Below are 14,577 nucleotides of genomic sequence, written 5' to 3'. Positions count from 1 at the left end.
CCCATGACCGAACGCCAGCCCCCCGACACGACGCCTCCGCATCCGGAGCCCGGCGCGCACGACGCACTCGAACACCTGCTCGGCAGCCTACATCGGCACGGCTTCCTGCGCTTCGCGAACGAGGTGGTCAGCGCGAACGCGCGACTGGCCGACACGTTCGTCGACGCGCTCGACAAGCCCGGCATGCAGAGCGGCATGGAGAATCTCGCGATGCTCGTGACCGCGCTATCGCGCATTCCGCCCGAACAGTTCGGCCGCGCCGCGTTCGCGGCGGCCGACGCGCTGCATCACGTAGGCGCCTGGCAGCCGGCGCAGCACGAGCATGTCGCGCCCGGCGTGCGCGGCATCTACCGGCTGCTGCACGACGAGGCGCTGTGGGATGCGCTGACGCCGCTGCTGGAAGGACTGAAGGTGTTCGCGCAAGGGCTCGCACGCGAGCCGCGGTCGCCGGTCGCCGGGCTCGACGAGACGACGAAAGACGCGTGACCGGCGCCGGTTGCAGGCCGCACGCGGCGCCCAGGCCCGCGAACTGGCGGATGATGCGCTGCGTCGGCGCGCTCGCCGGCCACTGCGTCCGCGATTTTTCAACGGCTTGTCATTTCTGCCGCCACCTGTCGGGGCCGTTCGGGCGGTGATTTCGTGCGATGAGCGGCTATTGCGAGCCCGCCGTGTTCGCCGGATGGCGCGCGATGTGGCGGCGTCCCGCTTTCCGCCTCGGCTGGCTTGCCTTCGGCGGGGGCGTGTGCGCTGCGAGGTGGCGGCGTGGGCGTGCCGCGGCCCGACGAACCCTGGCGGCGGGCCCGCTGTTTGCTGGATCGCGCGCTTGAGGTCGGCGCGGGCAATGACGCCCGCGGCCGCCGCCTGGAGCCCCGTTTCATGCCCGATGCGATCTTGTGCCCGTTATCCGTTCGTGAGCGATTTGGCGTCGCGCTCCGGCGCGCGTTGACGCCCGGCCGGCGCGGCGCCGGCGCGCCGGACCCGTTCGCGCCGGCGATGGCCGGTGTCGCCGTGTCGACGCCGCTACACGCACCCTGGCCGGTGTTCGCGCCGGCGCCCGAGCGTCGGCCGACCGCGGTCGCCCGTGCGGGCGACAGCCAGTCCGGCGGCGCTGGCGCCGCCCCAAGCCGCAACGGCGAGCGCTCGACCGACGCGCCGGGCGGCGGTGGCGGCGACCACCATCCGCACGACGATCGCGGCGGCCGCACCGGCGGCGACGGAGACGGCAGCAACGGCGACGGCGAACGCAAGCGACCCGGCAAAAAGCCGCTGATCATCCTCGGCGCGGTGGTGTTCGTGCTGCTCGTCGGCGGGCTCGTCTGGTGGTTCGCGACGCGCAACCAGGAAAGCACCGACGATGCGTACACCGACGGCAACGCGGTCACGGTCGCGCCGCACGTGTCCGGCTACGTGACGCGGCTGGCGGTCGACGACAACACCTTCGTGCGGCGCGGCGACGTGCTCGTCGAGATCGATCCGCGCGACTACCGCGCGCAGGTCGACGCGGCGCAGGCGCAGCTCGGTCTCGCGCAGGCGCAGCTCGACGCGGCGCGCGTGCAGCTCGACATCGCGCGCGTGCAGTATCCGGCCCAGTACCGGCAGGCGCGCGCGCAGATCGAATCGGCGGAAGCCGCGTATCGGCAGGCGCTCGCCGCGCAGGGGCGGCAGCGTGCGGTCGATGCGCGCGCAACCTCGCAGCAGGCGATCGACGCGGCCGACGCGCAGCGCGCGACCGCCGACGCGAACGTCGCGATGGCCCAGGCGCAGGCGCGCACCGCGAGCCTCGTGCCGCAGCAGATCCGGCAGGCCGAGACGGCCGTCGAGGAACGCCGCCAGCAGGTGCTGCAGGCGCGCGCGCAGCTCGAGACGGCCAACCTGAACCTGTCGTACTGCGAGATGCGTGCGCCGTCCGACGGCTGGGTCACGCGGCGCAACGTGCAACTGGGCACGTTCCTGCAACCGGGCACGTCGATCTTCTCGATCGTCACGCCGCGCGTGTGGATCACCGCGAATTTCAAGGAGTCGCAGCTCGAGCGCATGCGCATCGGCGATCGCGTCGACGTGTCGGTCGACGCGTATCCCGATCTCGACCTGCACGGCCACGTCGACAGCATCCAGCTCGGCAGCGGCTCGCGCTTCTCCGCGTTCCCGACCGAGAACGCGACCGGCAACTTCGTGAAGATCGTGCAGCGCGTGCCGGTGAAGATCGTGCTCGACGGCCCGCTGCCGACCCGTCCGCCGCTCGGTCTCGGCCTGTCGGTCGAGCCGACCGTTCACCTGAAATGACCGGCCGCCGTGCCGCGGCCGGTTTCGACCGGAGCGATCCGATGCCCGATACCCGCATGCCGTTCCCGCTTCGCGAGGCCCGCCGATGAACCGGCCGCCCGACCGCAGCGGCGCGTCCAACGGCGCATGGCGTCCCGCCGCGAACCCGTGGCTCGTCGCGATCGTCGTCACGCTCGCCGCGTTCATGGAAGTGCTCGACACGACGATCGTCAACGTCGCGCTGCCGCATATCGCCGGCACGATGTCGGCGAGCTACGACGAGGCGACCTGGACGCTCACGTCGTACCTCGTCGCGAACGGCATCGTGCTGCCGATCTCGGGGTTCCTCGGGCGCCTGCTCGGCCGCAAGCGCTACTTCCTGCTGTGCATCGCCGCGTTTACCGTGTGCTCGTTCCTGTGCGGCGTCGCGACCAACCTCGGCGAACTGATCGTGTTCCGCGTGCTGCAGGGGCTGTTCGGCGGCGGCCTGCAGCCGAACCAGCAGTCGATCATCCTCGATACGTTCCCGCCCGAGCAGCGCAACCGCGCGTTCTCGATCTCGGCGATCGCGATCGTCGTGGCGCCGGTGCTCGGGCCGACGCTCGGCGGCTGGATCACCGACCATTTCTCGTGGCGCTGGGTGTTCCTGCTCAACGTGCCGATCGGCGCGCTGACCGTGCTCGCGGTGATGCAGCTCGTCGAGGATCCGCCGTGGCGGCGCGGCGCCGAACGCGGGATATCCATCGACTACATCGGCATCGGGCTGATCGCGATCGGGCTCGGCTGCCTGCAGGTGATGCTCGATCGCGGCGAGGACGAGGACTGGTTCGGCTCGAACTTCATCCGCATCTTTGCCGTGCTGTCCGCGCTCGGGCTGGCCGGCGCGACGCTGTGGCTGCTGCGCACGAAGAAACCGGTGGTCGACCTGTCGTGCCTGCGCGACCGCAACTTCGCGCTCGGCTGCGTGACGATCGCGACGTTCGCGGCCGTGCTGTACGGCAGCGCGGTGATCGTGCCGCAGCTCGCGCAGCAGCGTCTCGGCTACACGGCGACGCTCGCGGGGCTCGTGCTGTCGCCCGGCGCGCTGCTGATCACGCTCGAGATTCCGCTCGTGAGCCGGCTGATGCCGCACGTGCAGACGCGCTATCTCGTCGGGTTCGGCTTCGTGCTGTTGTGCGGCTCGCTGATCTATTCGCGCACGCTGGTGCCCGACATCGACTACCAGCACCTCATGCTGATCCGCTGCGCACAGTCGCTCGCGATCGGCTTCATGTTCGTGCCGATCACGACGCTCGCGTACCTGACCGTGCCGCAGCGGCTCAACGACGACGCGTCCGCGCTGTTCACGATGTTCCGCAACGTCGCGGGCTCGATCGGCATCTCGGTGTCGACGGCCCTGATCCGCGAGCGCACGCAGGCGCGCATGGCCCATCTGTCCACCCACATGTCGACGCTGTCGCAGAACTTCCAGGACGCGCTGCAGGAGAATGCGCGCACGATCGGCGCGCTGACGGGCGCGCAGCCGTCGGCCGCGCTGCAGACGGCGAGCGGGCGGCTCTACGAGACCTTCATCGCGCAGGCGACGATCCTCGCGTATATCGATGTGTTCGCGATTCTCGCGGTGTTCTGCGCGTTCAGCATTCCGCTGACGTTCCTGTTCTCGCCGGCGAAGTCCGCGGGCGGCGCGGGAGGACATTGACATGCGCATGCATCGGGACAACCGCAACCGCCCCCTGATTCTCACGATCGCGTGCCGCGCGGTGACGATATTCACGGGATGCGCCATCGTCGCAAGCTGCACCGTCGGACCCGACTACCAGCCGCAGCACGCGGACGTTCCTGAAACCTGGCATGCGATGCGGGCGAACGGGCAGGCGGCGACTCCCGCATCCGGCGTGGCCGCACGATCGTCGCCGACCATCGACGCCGATCCCGATCCGCGCTGGTGGCGCGCGTTCGGCGATCCGCTGCTCGACCGGCTCGTCGAGCGCGCCGCGCACGACAACCTCGACGTGCAGGCCGCCGTGCTGCGCATCGCCCAGGCACGCGCGCAGGTTCGCGCCGCCGCCGCGCAGGGTTTGCCGGACGTGCGTGCGACCGCGAGCTACCAGCGCGAACAGCTCGGCCTGAAAGGCATTGTCGAGGAGCAGGGCATCGACCAGCGGGTCGATCGTCTCGGCGCGCCGGGCTCGCCGCTCGACCGGTTCGGGCCGGGCACCGGCGCACGCGTGCAGCAAGGCGCGCGCGGCGCGCTCGATGCGCTCGAAGCGCCGGTCAACCTGTGGCAGGCCGGGTTCGACGCATCGTGGGAGCTGGACCTGTTCGGACGCGTGCGCCGCTCGGTCGAAGCGGCCGGCGCCCAGACGAGCGCGGCGGTCGCGAGCCGCGACGACGCGCTGCTGTCGCTCGAGGCCGAAGTCGCGCAGACCTATCTGCAACTGCGCGGCGCGCAAGCGCAGCGCGCGCTGGCCGACGACCTGCAACGCGCGCAGCGCGAACTGCTCGACCTGACGCGCGAGCAGGCCGCGCACGGTCTCGCGAGCGATCTCGACGTGCGCAGCGCCGACGCGCGGCTCGCGCAGATTCGCGCGCAACTGCCGCAGTTCGACCAGCAGATCGTGCTGCTGCGCAACGGTCTCGCGTATCTGGTCGGCGGTGCGCCGGGCGCGCTCGACGACTGGCTCGACGCGCCGCGCGCACTGCCGGACGTGCCGCCGACCGTACCCGTCGGCCTGCCGTCGACGCTCGCGCGCCGGCGCCCCGACATCCGCCGCGCGGAGGCCGAGCTGCATGCGGCCACCGCCGACGTCGGCGTCGCGGTCGCGCAGTTCTATCCGGACATTTCGCTGACGGGGCAGGTCGGCCTGCGTGCGTCGCACGTGCGCGAGCTCGCGCACTGGTCGCATCTGTTCTATGCGTTCGGGCCGGCCGTGTCGCTGCCGATCTTCTCCGGCGGCGCGCTCGTGTCGAACCTGCGGCTGTCGCAGGCGCGCCAGGCCGAAGCAGCGCTCGCCTACCGGCAAGCCGTGCTCGTCGCGCTGCGCGACGTCGACAATGCGCTGGCCGTGTACCGCACCGACCAGGCGCGCGCGGCCGCGCTCGACGATGCGGTGAAGGCCGAGCAGGGCGCGCTGGACCTCGCGCGCGATCGCTACCGGAAAGGGTTGTCGCCGTTCCTCGACGTGCTGGACGCCGAGCGGCAATGGTCGGAGGGCCGGCAGCAGGCCGAGCAGGGCGCGTTGCAGACGACCACCGATCTCGTCGCGCTGTACAAGGCGCTCGGCGGCGGATGGCAGGCCGGCGCGGGCACGAATGCGAATGCGAATACGGATACCGGTATGGCTCGCGCGCAATAGCCGCGAGCGCGCGCCGGACATCGCGCGCCGCGCTTGCGCAATGCCGTCCGTCAGCCCACGCGCGGCCTCAATCCCATGCGTGCTTGCTGAACTGATAGCCCCTGGAGCGGATCGTCTTGATCCGTTTCGGTTCGTTCGCATCGTCGCGCAGCTTGCGGCGCAGCTTCGAGATGCGGCCGTCGATCGAACGATCGAGGCCGTCGAACGCGATGCCGCGCAGCAGCAGCGTCAGGTCTTCCCGGCTGACCACCTCGCCCGCGCGGCACACGAGCGCCCACAACAAGTCGAATTCGGTCGACGTCAAACGCGGCATGCTGCCGTCGGGAAGATGCACGCGGCGATCGGCCCGGTCGATCGAGAACTTGCCGAACACGTATCGCTGCGGCGCATCCGGCACGGGGTCGCCCGCCGGCACGCGCATGCGCCGCAACTGCGCCTTGATCCGCGCGAGCAGCAGGCGCGGCTCGACCGGCTTGCGGAGAAAGTCGTCCGCACCGAGTTCGAGGCCGAGCAATTCGTCGAACGGTTCGTCACGGCCCGTCATCATGATCACGATGCCGTCGTAGTGCATGCGCGCCTCGCGGCAGATCTCGAAGCCGTCCTTGCCCGGCAGGTTGACGTCGAGCAGCACCAGGTCGGGGCGGCTCGCGACGATCGACGGCACCGCGCCGGCGCCGTCGAACAGCGTGTCCACCTGGTAATGATGCTTGCGCAGATAGTCGGCGATCAACGCGGACAGCGGGACGTCGTCTTCGACGAGCAGGATTCGGATGGGCATCGGTAAACGAAGGGGCAAAACGGGAAGGTGGCGAGCGGTCAGGCCCAGTCCGAACGCGTCGTAGCCGAAGCGACGTGGATGATACTGCGCAACATTCCGATGGAATGTGACGAAATCTGGATCGTTCGGTGAACTGAGCTATGGGTAAATCGCTGCCGCCGGGCGGAAAGCGCAGGGAGGGCGGTGCCAGGCCGCGTGTGAGGTTGAAACGGGTCGATGCGAGATCCGGCGCGGCGCTCGCGACGATGCGCGACCGGCCATCCTTCAGACGAAAACGTTTGCGCCAATCCGGCGTCGCGAACCTCGCTCGCCCCCGGCCGAACCCAGGCCAGGCAAGGTTACTCGACATATCATTACAAAATATTACCGACGTTGGCGCGTCCCGCTCCCTACAATTCCCGAACCTGACTTACGCGCATCGCATACTGCGGCGGCGTCTGCTTCCCGGTCGCATCGACTGCCTGCTTCGACGACACGTCGAGTCGTGCTGCTCGTGTGCGGAACCGGATGCGCGCGGGTCGGATCGACGCCGCGCCGGCTCCCGACGGGCCGGCAAGCGGACAGTACGAATGACACGCGGGGATTCACGGGGAAGCGAAATGACGCCGTTGCAAGTCGTCCTGAGTCTCGAGTCACTCACGCATGCGATCGAAGCCGCGGTGGCGCGTGCCGACTGGAGCGAGGCCGTCCGGGCCGCCGAGAGGCGTTCGGCGTTCATCGTTGCGCTTGCACCCGATCAGCCGGACGAGGTCGTGTCGGCGCTGATGAAAGTGCAGGAGATCGATGTCCGGATCTCCACCGTCGCGCGCGACACGCTGGAGGCGCTCATCGCGGAGGGCTGGACGGCGTTGCACGCGACCCGCGCGGCAGCGAACGCGCTGAGGGCGCAGCAGCGGTCGCTCGACGCCGGCGCCGCGGCCACGCGACACTAAGATTTGTTTCCTTCGGTGCTGGCTTGACGTCCTCCTCTCCCTAAAGGGAGAGGATTCCCACATCTGGCGATGCACGTCCGCATCGGAGAATGTTCAGCGCAGCGTTGGTATCTCGATCATGCTCGGCACCACAGTCACTGCAGGCCCACTCTCTTATTCTCAGTCCCGCGATACCTTTCGGCCGCGCCGTGCTGTCTTGCGACCCGCACGCCGAACAGGACTGGGTGGAACCGCTTTCGTCGACTTCCTCGAACGTGGCCCCGTGCGCGATCGCTTTGTAGCGGAGCGTGTTTCGGAAGGACGACCAGGATGCGTCGTAGACGCTCTTCGCCATCCTGGTTCTGGCGAGTTTTGCGGCCGACACGTTGCCAACCGCGATGTAATCGAAGCGCCGCACCAGATCGAGCGCGAGCTTGTACTGGAAGTCGGCACGGGCATTCGCGACCTTGGCGTGCAGCTTCGCGATATGCCGCAGGTGCTTGCGTGCTCGCTGCGCTTTCGCCAACTTTCCCGCCGCTCGCCGACCGAACCGGTCATTGGGCAGCTTCTCGCCGGTCGAAAGTGTGGCGAAGTCTTTCAGGCCGAGATCGATGCCGACACAGGAACGGATCGGTCGGGCCTGAACATCGGGTATCTCGATCACGATGTTGAGAAACCAGTTGCCGCGCGCATCCTGCGCAAAGTTGGTCCCGTCCTTGATCTTGCCTTCGGGAAGCGGTCGGCTGTTGAACACGCGAGACGTGTTGCCGGCGAAACGAAACGCGTCGCCCTCGCGCTTCAGGTCGCGGCCCTTCAACGGCACCCAGCCCAGCGATTTCCTGCCGCGATAGCGCAGGTAGGGCCGACGGTACTGACTGCGCGACTTCGCATATTGCTCGCACGTCGCGTTGACCGTGCCGGAGTGAATACCGAGTTCCTTGCTGCTGCCGGTCGTCAGCACGTTCAGGTCGAATCCTGTAGGCCACTTCTTGCCCCACTTGAGCGCGTGCTTCTGCGTGTCGTTGCAGAAGTTCCAGACGTAGTTCACCGCACGGCTCTGCTTGTTGAGCAGTCCGTTGAGCGACTTCACCCGGTAGCGGTAGACAAGGATCATGCAGGTGATCCTAACCCGTGGAAGAAGCTGCCTGTCAACAGCACGCCTTTCCTCCCCGTCCTGAAGGACGGGGTTTCTCGGAGCAACTGATGCAATTCAAGAAACGCACCGGTCGCGTCGATGCAACACGGTGGTTCGCCGACGGCGACCATCAACGGGTAGAGCGCCGTCACGGCAGGTGGATGGTGGCGACGCCGGAAGGCTGGCGGCCGGTGAAGCCGGGCGACTGGATCCTGCGCGATGAATGCGGCAACTGCTGGCCGATGGACGACGGCCTCTTCATGCATTGCTACGAACCGGTGGCCGACTGACTCGGCCGCCGGCTCGCCGCGCCTATCGGCTCTTGCGCGAAAACATCAGCGAATCGGCGTCGTTGAAGCGGATGCGCTGCGGCTCGCCGTAACCGGCTTTCTCCGCGACCCGGATCGATGCGACATTGGTTGGCGCGATCAGGCACACGCTGCGCTCGAACCGCTGCTGCGCGTCGAGCCATGCAAGCGCGGCCGCGAGCGCCTCGGTCGCATAGCCGTTGCCTTGCGCCCACGTCGCCAGCGCCCAGCCGGCTTCCGGCACGCCGCGAACCGGTGGCTCGATGTTCCGGTGGAAATCCGCGAAGCCGAGATCGCCGACATAGCGGCCCGACGCTTTTTCGCGAATCGCCCAGTAGCCATAGCCGAGCAGCGGCCACAGCCCGCGATACGCGAGCATGCGCATCCACGAGTCGCGCGGCGTGGAAGGCTCGCCGTTAAAGATGTGTGCGACGACGCCGGGTTCCGCCCACATCGCGGCGAGTGCGTCGAAGTCGCCGAGCGGATGGCCTTCGAGGATCAGGCGCGGTGTATCGAGAACGGGCGGGGACGAGACGGGTGGCATCGAGGGTGTCCGGAAAGAAGGGGAATGTCGGGCGGCTAGACCGTCAGCACGTCGATGCCGCGCTGGCGCAGGTCGTCGACCACGGCCGCGTCGGCGCCCGTATCGGTGATCAGCATGTCGAGCTGCTCGACGCTCGCGATCACGGACAGGTTGCGCTTCATCAGCTTCGACGAATCGGCGACCGCGATCACCTGGCGCGAGATCTTCAGCATCTGCGCGTTGAGCTGCGCTTCGAGCAGGTGCGGCGTCATCAGGCCGATCTCCGGATCGAGGCTGTCGACGCCGAGGAACAGCCGGTCCGCATACAGCCCTTGCAGTGCGACGACGGCCTGCGGCCCCGACAGCGAATAGGAATTCGGCCGAAGCTGCCCGCCCGGCATGATCAGGTTGATGTGCGGCGCGGCCGCGAGCAGCACGGCCACGTTCAGCGCATTCGTGATCACATTCAGCGACTGCAGCTTCATCGCGAGGATCTGCTTCGCGATTTCCTCGGTCGTGCTGCCGGAGTCGAGCAGGATCGTTTCGCCGTCGCCGATCAGCGCGGCGGCCGCCGCCGCGATCCGCACCTTCTCCGCGTGACGGAGCTTCTGCTTGACCGCGATCGGCACCTCGTCGCTTTCGCGCAGCACGAGCGCGCCGCCGTGCGTGCGCAGCACCGCGCCGGCCGCCGCGAGCGCATTCAGGTCGCTGCGCACCGTGACGAGCGAAATGCCGAACCGCTCGGCCAGCTCCTCGACGGTGACCTTCTCCCGTTCGCGCACCAGCTCGCAGATCAGGCGGCGACGTTCCTCGACAAGCAGCGGCGCGTGATCGACGGCGGGCGACGGAGGCACTCGGTGAGCGGGCATGTCCATTTCGGCAAGACAGGGAGCCGAAATGATATCAAAACCCCTGCCCGGGCTGGAGCGCATGCAAGGCCGGCGCGTCGAGCGGCATGCCCGCGAGCCGGGCCGCGTGGACGGCCGCGCCGACGTGGGGCCCGAGCCGCGGCGCGGTGAGCACCGCGTGCGGCACGCAGCGCGCGAGCGCGTCGCGCAGCGGATCGAGCACGAGCGCACCCGCGTTGAATACGCCGCCCGAATACGACACCGGCAGCGGCTCGCCGGGTGGCCAGCCGAGCGCGCGCGCAACGCCTGCCGCGAGCTGCGCGAGTTCGTCCGTCGCGCGATCGATCAGCGCGTGCGCGTCGGTGTCGCCCGCGCGCGCCGCATCGATCACGAGCCGCGACCACTGCGCGAAGCGGCTGCGCACCGCGCCCGAGTTCACGGCCGCGCACAGGTCGAGATCGTGTTCCAGCGCGAAGTGCGCGCGCACGATGTCGAATAGCGGCCCGCGCGCGGCGCGGCCGTCCGCCATCCGCGAAAACGCCGCGAGCCCTTCGCGCGCGAGCCAGTAGGCCGAGCCCTCGTCGCCGAAGATCTCGCCCCAGCCGCCGCAGCGTGCGGCGCGGCCTTCGCGCTGCCCGTACGCGATCGACCCGGTGCCGGCGACGATGCTGATGCCGTCGCCGCCGGCCAGCGTGCCGGCCCAGCTGCACACCATGTCGTTGCCGATCCGGTAGCGCTCGCGCGCGAACAGCGGCGCGAGCAGGCCGTCGAGTTCGGGCAGCAGGCGGCTGTCCTCGCCGTACGCAGGCAGGCCGGCGAACGTATATGCGACGTCGTCGCGCGCGACGTTCGCCGTGGCCAGCACCGCGTGCACGCCGTCGGCGAGCAGCGTGCGCAACGCGTCCATGCCGATCTCGAGGTAGTAGCTGGTGGTCGTTTCATGGCGCGCCTGCACACGGCCTTGCCGGTCGATCACCATGAACGCGGTTTTCGTGCCGCCGCCGTCGATGCCGAGAAAAAGTGGAGTCATGTGGGCTGCCCCGCGTACGGATGAATGGTGACGCCGGCCACGACGCGGTTGACGGTGCCGGACGCGCTCGGGTTGTCGGGCGTGAGCCCGAGCCGCAGCGACGCGAGCAGCGCGAAACACTGCGCGAGGATCAGCGCGACGGGCGCGAGCGCGAGATCGGGCAGGCCGGGCGGGAGCGGCACCGTCAGGTCGTCGCCGGCCGGCGACGGCGTGCCGGTGTCGCCCGCACTGTCGGCCGGCGCGACGCCGATCGACAGTATGCCGGCCGCGCGGTTTTCGCGCCGCAGTTCGCGCAGCAGGTCGAGATCGTAGCGGCGCGTATGCGGATCGCCGGACAGCAGCACGACGACGAGCGTGCGTTCGTCGAGGAACGTTTTCGGGCCATGCCGGAAACCGAGCGGCGAGTCGGCCATCGCGACGATCCGCCCGTCGGTCAGTTCCAGCAGCTTCAGCGCGGCTTCGCGGGCGAGCCCGAGCAGCGTGCCGCTGCCGAGATACACGACGCGTTCGGGCAACTGCCGCACGTGCGCGGCGATCCGCGCCGCCTGGTCGCGCAGCAGCGTGCGCGCGGCGTCGGCCAGCGGCCCGACCGGCATGCCGGCCACGCCGAACGCCCAGGCCGCGCCGAGCAGCATGCCGCTGAAACTGGACGTCATCGCGAACGCCCGGTCGTGCGTGGCCTCGGGCAGCAGCACGACGTGCGCGCGCGGATGCGTGCCGAGGCGGCGGTTCAGCATGCCGTCGGCCGCGCACGTGAACGCGAGGTGGCGGCAGCCGTCGACGAGGCGATCCGCCAGCTCGACGGCGGCGACGCTTTCGGGGCTGTTGCCGGAGCGCGCGAACGACACCAGCAGCGTCGGCACGCCCGGCTGCAGCGTGTCGCCGGGGTTCGCGACGATGTCGGTGGTGGCCACCGCTTCGACGCGGCCGCCGAAGCGGTGCCGCAGCGCGGGCACGAGGCACTGTCCGATGAAGGCCGAGCTGCCGGCGCCCGTCAGGACGATGCGCAGGCGGGGATCGGCGAGCAGCGGCGCGAGAAACGCGTCGAGCGCCGCGCGTTGCGCATCGACGACGGCATGCACGTCGGGCCAGACGTCGGGTTGCTGGGCGATTTCGCGTGCCGTGTGGGCGGCGTGGCGGCGGGTGAGGTCGGCGGGATCGAGGTCGAGAAATTCCATGAGCGGATCTGAGGAGAGTCGGTCACGCGGCACACGCGTGGAGATACGGACGGACGGCCGCGGCCGTGCCGTCTTGCAACAGGGCGCCGGCGCGCAGCTCGAGCCGTCCTTCGCGGACGGCTTCGTACTGGCGCGGCAGATGCTGGCTGACCAGCGTGAGCGGCGGCGGCGACGCATCGAGGCGCGCGAGCAGGTCGGCGCATGCGCGCTGCACGGCCGGATGGGCCCAGTAGTAGCGGATGCGGTCGCTCAGGCTGTATGCGAGATCGAGTTCGAGCCGCGCGCCGGCCGGGTAGTAGTCGCGCCAGTGCGCCGGTTCGCTGCGCATCACGCCGAGCACGGTCGCGATGAAGCCGTCGTCGCCGCCGAGCCATTCGCGCTCGATCGCGGCGAGCGCCCACAGCGTTTCGCGCATCGCGAAGGTCACGCCGGGGCCGACCTTCAGGATCGCGAAGTGATCACGGACGAGTTGCGCGAGATTGCCGGGCGTCTGGTAGTCGGTCGAATGCGCTTCGAACACGAGCGCGGGTTCCGTTTCGATGAATGCGCTCAGTTCGCGCGCGTTGCCGGCGTCGTAGTCGATCACCTTGTGATGATCGAACTCGACGCCGGGCTGCACGACCATCGCGATCACGCGCGACCATGCATCGTCGAGGCCGGCGCGCGCGAACGCGTTGCGGTGCAGCGCGAGCGTCGAGCCGGCTGCTTCGGGCGCGGTGACCGCGAGCGCGTCGAGCGTCTCGTGCGCGCCGCCGGGCACCGGCACCTCGGTGCCGATCACGTAGACGGGCGCGTCGCCGCGCGGCGAGGCGCCCGCCCACGCGGCCTCGGCGGCGCGGCACAGGCGCACGGCGCGCGCGGCGATCTCGGCTTCGGGCAACGGCTGCGGATCGTCCGCGCACGACATCGAGCAATCGAGGTGCAGCTTGCGGAAGCCGGCCGCCACGTACTGCGCGACCATCGTCTCGGCCTTGTCCATCGCGTGCGCGGCCGGCAGCCGGCGCCATGCGTTCGGGCCGAGGTGGTCGCCGCCGAGCAGGATCGCATCGGGGCTCACGCGTTCGCGCGCGGCGATGTCGAAGACGTAGCGGCGGAAGTCGTGCGGCGTCATGCCCGTATAGCCGCCGTCCTGGTTGACCTGGTTGCAGGTCGCCTCGATCAGCGCGGGGCGTTCGCGCGCCGCGCACTCGCGCAGCGCGGCGGCGATCGCGACCGGATGCGCGGAGCACACGGACGGGATGCCGATCGCGGGTGTGCCGGGCGGCGCGTGACGCGACGCCTTGTGACGGCGGACGAGATCGAGCAGCGTATTCATGCCGATTCCCCCGCCGCATCGGTCGCCCCGGCGCCTTCCGGCTGCAGCGCGAGCAGCAGCGCGGCCAGCAGCGCCAGCGCGATGCCCGTCAGCTTGCTGCCGGTCGGCGTCGTACCGGTGACGATCATCGAGATCACCGACGTCAGCAGCGGTGCGCCCGCGTTGACGAGCGGCGACACGACGATCGCCTTGCCGAAGCGGAATGCATACACGAGCATCAGCGCGCCGATCGCGTTCAGCACCTGGATCACGGCGGCGAGGCCCGGGCCGCCGAGCCCGTAGTTGATCGTGCGGCCGAAGTCGGTCATCCACAGCGCGAACGGCACGCAGAGCAGGCTGGTGAGCGCCATGTAGACGAAGATCGATTCCGCGTCCATCGTCGCGTTCGCGATCTTGATGAAATACGCCTGCAGCCCCCATGCGACGAGCACCAGCAGCGCGAGCGCGAACCACAGCCCGAACCGCGCGGGCCCCTGGCCCGACTGGAAATCGAACAGCGGCAGCGAACACAGCGCGAGCACGATGCCGGCCACGCCGAGCTTGCCGGTGCGTTCGCGCAGCAGCAGGAACGACAGCGCGATCGTCAGCGCCGGCGACAGCGACACGATCGGGAACACGAGATACGGCGGCCCCGATTCGACCGCGCGGAACAGCAGCATCTGCCCGCCCGCGCCGAGCAGCCCGATGGCGAGCCCGAGCGCCAGCGAACGGCCGTCGTGCCGCACGCGCCAGCCGGCGCGTCCGAGCGCGACCAGCGCCGGCGGAATCATCGTGAACGCCCAGACCACGTAGATCAGCGTATCGGGGAAGCCCCGCTCGGCGGGCAAGCCGGTGAATGCGCCCCACACGCCCCAGAGCAGGGTCGTGACGAGCGCGTGAACGAGCCAGTTGTTTTGCATCGGTCGCGTCTTTCGAAGTAGGTTTCAATCCGTC

The 14,577-nt window shown here is 69.5% G+C and carries 14 protein-coding genes; 6 read left to right on the top strand and 8 right to left on the bottom strand.

Annotated elements, in window-relative coordinates:
• Positions 1 to 3: 3 nt before the first annotated feature.
• The 4 genes from HWW87_RS17405 (at position 4) to HWW87_RS17390 (ending at position 5,618) form a co-directional block, all read left to right on the top strand.
• Positions 4 to 486, top strand: a complete 483-nt coding sequence (locus tag HWW87_RS17405) for a DUF1641 domain-containing protein (RefSeq protein WP_175821320.1) — start codon at positions 4 to 6, stop codon at positions 484 to 486.
• A 390-nt stretch (positions 487 to 876) separates the two neighbouring features.
• A complete protein-coding gene (locus HWW87_RS17400) occupies positions 877 to 2,283 on the top strand; it encodes an HlyD family secretion protein (RefSeq protein WP_175821319.1) in 1,407 nt (468 codons plus the stop codon).
• Between the two features lie 85 nt (positions 2,284 to 2,368).
• Positions 2,369 to 3,961 (top strand): DHA2 family efflux MFS transporter permease subunit, encoded by a 1,593-nt coding sequence (locus tag HWW87_RS17395; RefSeq protein WP_175821318.1) that lies wholly within the window; start codon positions 2,369 to 2,371, stop codon positions 3,959 to 3,961.
• Between the two features lies 1 nt (position 3,962).
• The gene (locus HWW87_RS17390) at positions 3,963 to 5,618 is read left to right on the top strand and encodes an efflux transporter outer membrane subunit (protein ID WP_175821317.1); all 1,656 of its coding nucleotides are present in this window, start codon (positions 3,963 to 3,965) and stop codon (positions 5,616 to 5,618) included.
• A gap of 67 nt (positions 5,619 to 5,685) precedes the next feature.
• Here HWW87_RS17390 and HWW87_RS17385 read toward each other — a convergent pair whose 3' ends face one another.
• On the bottom strand, positions 5,686 to 6,396 hold the full coding sequence (locus HWW87_RS17385; RefSeq protein ID WP_175821316.1) for a response regulator: 711 nt from the start codon (positions 6,394 to 6,396) through the stop codon (positions 5,686 to 5,688).
• A 599-nt stretch (positions 6,397 to 6,995) separates the two neighbouring features.
• On the opposite strand from HWW87_RS17385, the gene HWW87_RS17380 reads away from it, so the two are divergent.
• On the top strand, positions 6,996 to 7,328 hold the full coding sequence (locus HWW87_RS17380) for a hypothetical protein (RefSeq protein ID WP_175821315.1): 333 nt from the start codon (positions 6,996 to 6,998) through the stop codon (positions 7,326 to 7,328).
• Between the two features lie 40 nt (positions 7,329 to 7,368).
• On the opposite strand, the gene HWW87_RS17375 is transcribed toward HWW87_RS17380, so the two are convergent.
• Positions 7,369 to 8,421, bottom strand: coding sequence for an RNA-guided endonuclease TnpB family protein (locus HWW87_RS17375; RefSeq protein ID WP_175821314.1), 1,053 nt, complete (start codon positions 8,419 to 8,421; stop codon positions 7,369 to 7,371).
• A gap of 17 nt (positions 8,422 to 8,438) precedes the next feature.
• On the opposite strand from HWW87_RS17375, the gene HWW87_RS17370 reads away from it, so the two are divergent.
• On the top strand, positions 8,439 to 8,732 hold the full coding sequence (locus HWW87_RS17370) for a hypothetical protein (RefSeq protein ID WP_244107288.1): 294 nt from the start codon (positions 8,439 to 8,441) through the stop codon (positions 8,730 to 8,732).
• A 22-nt stretch (positions 8,733 to 8,754) separates the two neighbouring features.
• Here HWW87_RS17370 and HWW87_RS17365 read toward each other — a convergent pair whose 3' ends face one another.
• The 6 genes from HWW87_RS17365 to HWW87_RS17340 are packed head-to-tail and all read right to left on the bottom strand — an operon-like array spanning position 8,755 to position 14,543.
• On the bottom strand, positions 8,755 to 9,294 hold the full coding sequence (locus HWW87_RS17365) for a GNAT family N-acetyltransferase (protein ID WP_175821313.1): 540 nt from the start codon (positions 9,292 to 9,294) through the stop codon (positions 8,755 to 8,757).
• A 35-nt stretch (positions 9,295 to 9,329) separates the two neighbouring features.
• Complete coding sequence (locus HWW87_RS17360; RefSeq protein ID WP_012493748.1) at positions 9,330 to 10,142, bottom strand: DeoR/GlpR family DNA-binding transcription regulator; 813 nt, start codon at positions 10,140 to 10,142, stop codon at positions 9,330 to 9,332.
• Between the two features lie 34 nt (positions 10,143 to 10,176).
• Positions 10,177 to 11,151, bottom strand: coding sequence for a BadF/BadG/BcrA/BcrD ATPase family protein (locus HWW87_RS17355; protein WP_175821312.1), 975 nt, complete (start codon positions 11,149 to 11,151; stop codon positions 10,177 to 10,179).
• Positions 11,148 to 12,329 (bottom strand): SIS domain-containing protein, encoded by a 1,182-nt coding sequence (locus HWW87_RS17350; protein WP_175821311.1) that lies wholly within the window; start codon positions 12,327 to 12,329, stop codon positions 11,148 to 11,150. Before HWW87_RS17350 ends, HWW87_RS17355 begins: the two co-directional genes overlap by 4 nt.
• Positions 12,330 to 12,351: 22 nt before the next feature.
• Positions 12,352 to 13,644, bottom strand: a complete 1,293-nt coding sequence (locus HWW87_RS17345) for a D-tagatose-bisphosphate aldolase, class II, non-catalytic subunit (RefSeq protein WP_175821310.1) — start codon at positions 13,642 to 13,644, stop codon at positions 12,352 to 12,354.
• On the bottom strand, positions 13,641 to 14,543 hold the full coding sequence (locus HWW87_RS17340) for a DMT family transporter (protein ID WP_175821309.1): 903 nt from the start codon (positions 14,541 to 14,543) through the stop codon (positions 13,641 to 13,643). Before HWW87_RS17340 ends, HWW87_RS17345 begins: the two co-directional genes overlap by 4 nt.
• Positions 14,544 to 14,577 lie beyond the last annotated feature (34 nt).

Origin of the sequence: Burkholderia sp. BCC0419 (assembly GCF_902830285.1) — a bacterium.
Taxonomy (GTDB): Bacteria; Pseudomonadota; Gammaproteobacteria; order Burkholderiales; family Burkholderiaceae; genus Burkholderia.
The sequence above is the reverse complement of the archived record's forward strand: the minus strand, read 5'-3'. Positions and strand labels throughout refer to the sequence as shown.

Excerpts from the sequence above, each read along its gene's own strand:
- HWW87_RS17340 (WP_175821309.1), bottom strand. The coding sequence starts at position 14,543 with ATGCAAAACAACTGGCTCGTTCACGCGCTCGTCACGACCCTGCTCTGG.
- HWW87_RS17365 (WP_175821313.1), bottom strand. The coding sequence starts at position 9,294 with ATGCCACCCGTCTCGTCCCCGCCCGTTCTCGATACACCGCGCCTGATC.
- HWW87_RS17395 (WP_175821318.1), top strand. The coding sequence starts at position 2,369 with ATGAACCGGCCGCCCGACCGCAGCGGCGCGTCCAACGGCGCATGGCGT.
- HWW87_RS17405 (WP_175821320.1), top strand. The coding sequence starts at position 4 with ATGACCGAACGCCAGCCCCCCGACACGACGCCTCCGCATCCGGAGCCC.
- HWW87_RS17390 (WP_175821317.1), top strand. The coding sequence starts at position 3,963 with ATGCGCATGCATCGGGACAACCGCAACCGCCCCCTGATTCTCACGATC.
- HWW87_RS17345 (WP_175821310.1), bottom strand. The coding sequence starts at position 13,644 with ATGAATACGCTGCTCGATCTCGTCCGCCGTCACAAGGCGTCGCGTCAC.
- HWW87_RS17380 (WP_175821315.1), top strand. The coding sequence starts at position 6,996 with ATGACGCCGTTGCAAGTCGTCCTGAGTCTCGAGTCACTCACGCATGCG.
- HWW87_RS17375 (WP_175821314.1), bottom strand. The coding sequence starts at position 8,421 with ATGATCCTTGTCTACCGCTACCGGGTGAAGTCGCTCAACGGACTGCTC.
- HWW87_RS17360 (WP_012493748.1), bottom strand. The coding sequence starts at position 10,142 with ATGCCCGCTCACCGAGTGCCTCCGTCGCCCGCCGTCGATCACGCGCCG.
- HWW87_RS17350 (WP_175821311.1), bottom strand. The coding sequence starts at position 12,329 with ATGGAATTTCTCGACCTCGATCCCGCCGACCTCACCCGCCGCCACGCC.
- HWW87_RS17385 (WP_175821316.1), bottom strand. The coding sequence starts at position 6,396 with ATGCCCATCCGAATCCTGCTCGTCGAAGACGACGTCCCGCTGTCCGCG.
- HWW87_RS17355 (WP_175821312.1), bottom strand. The coding sequence starts at position 11,151 with ATGACTCCACTTTTTCTCGGCATCGACGGCGGCGGCACGAAAACCGCG.
- HWW87_RS17400 (WP_175821319.1), top strand. The coding sequence starts at position 877 with ATGCCCGATGCGATCTTGTGCCCGTTATCCGTTCGTGAGCGATTTGGC.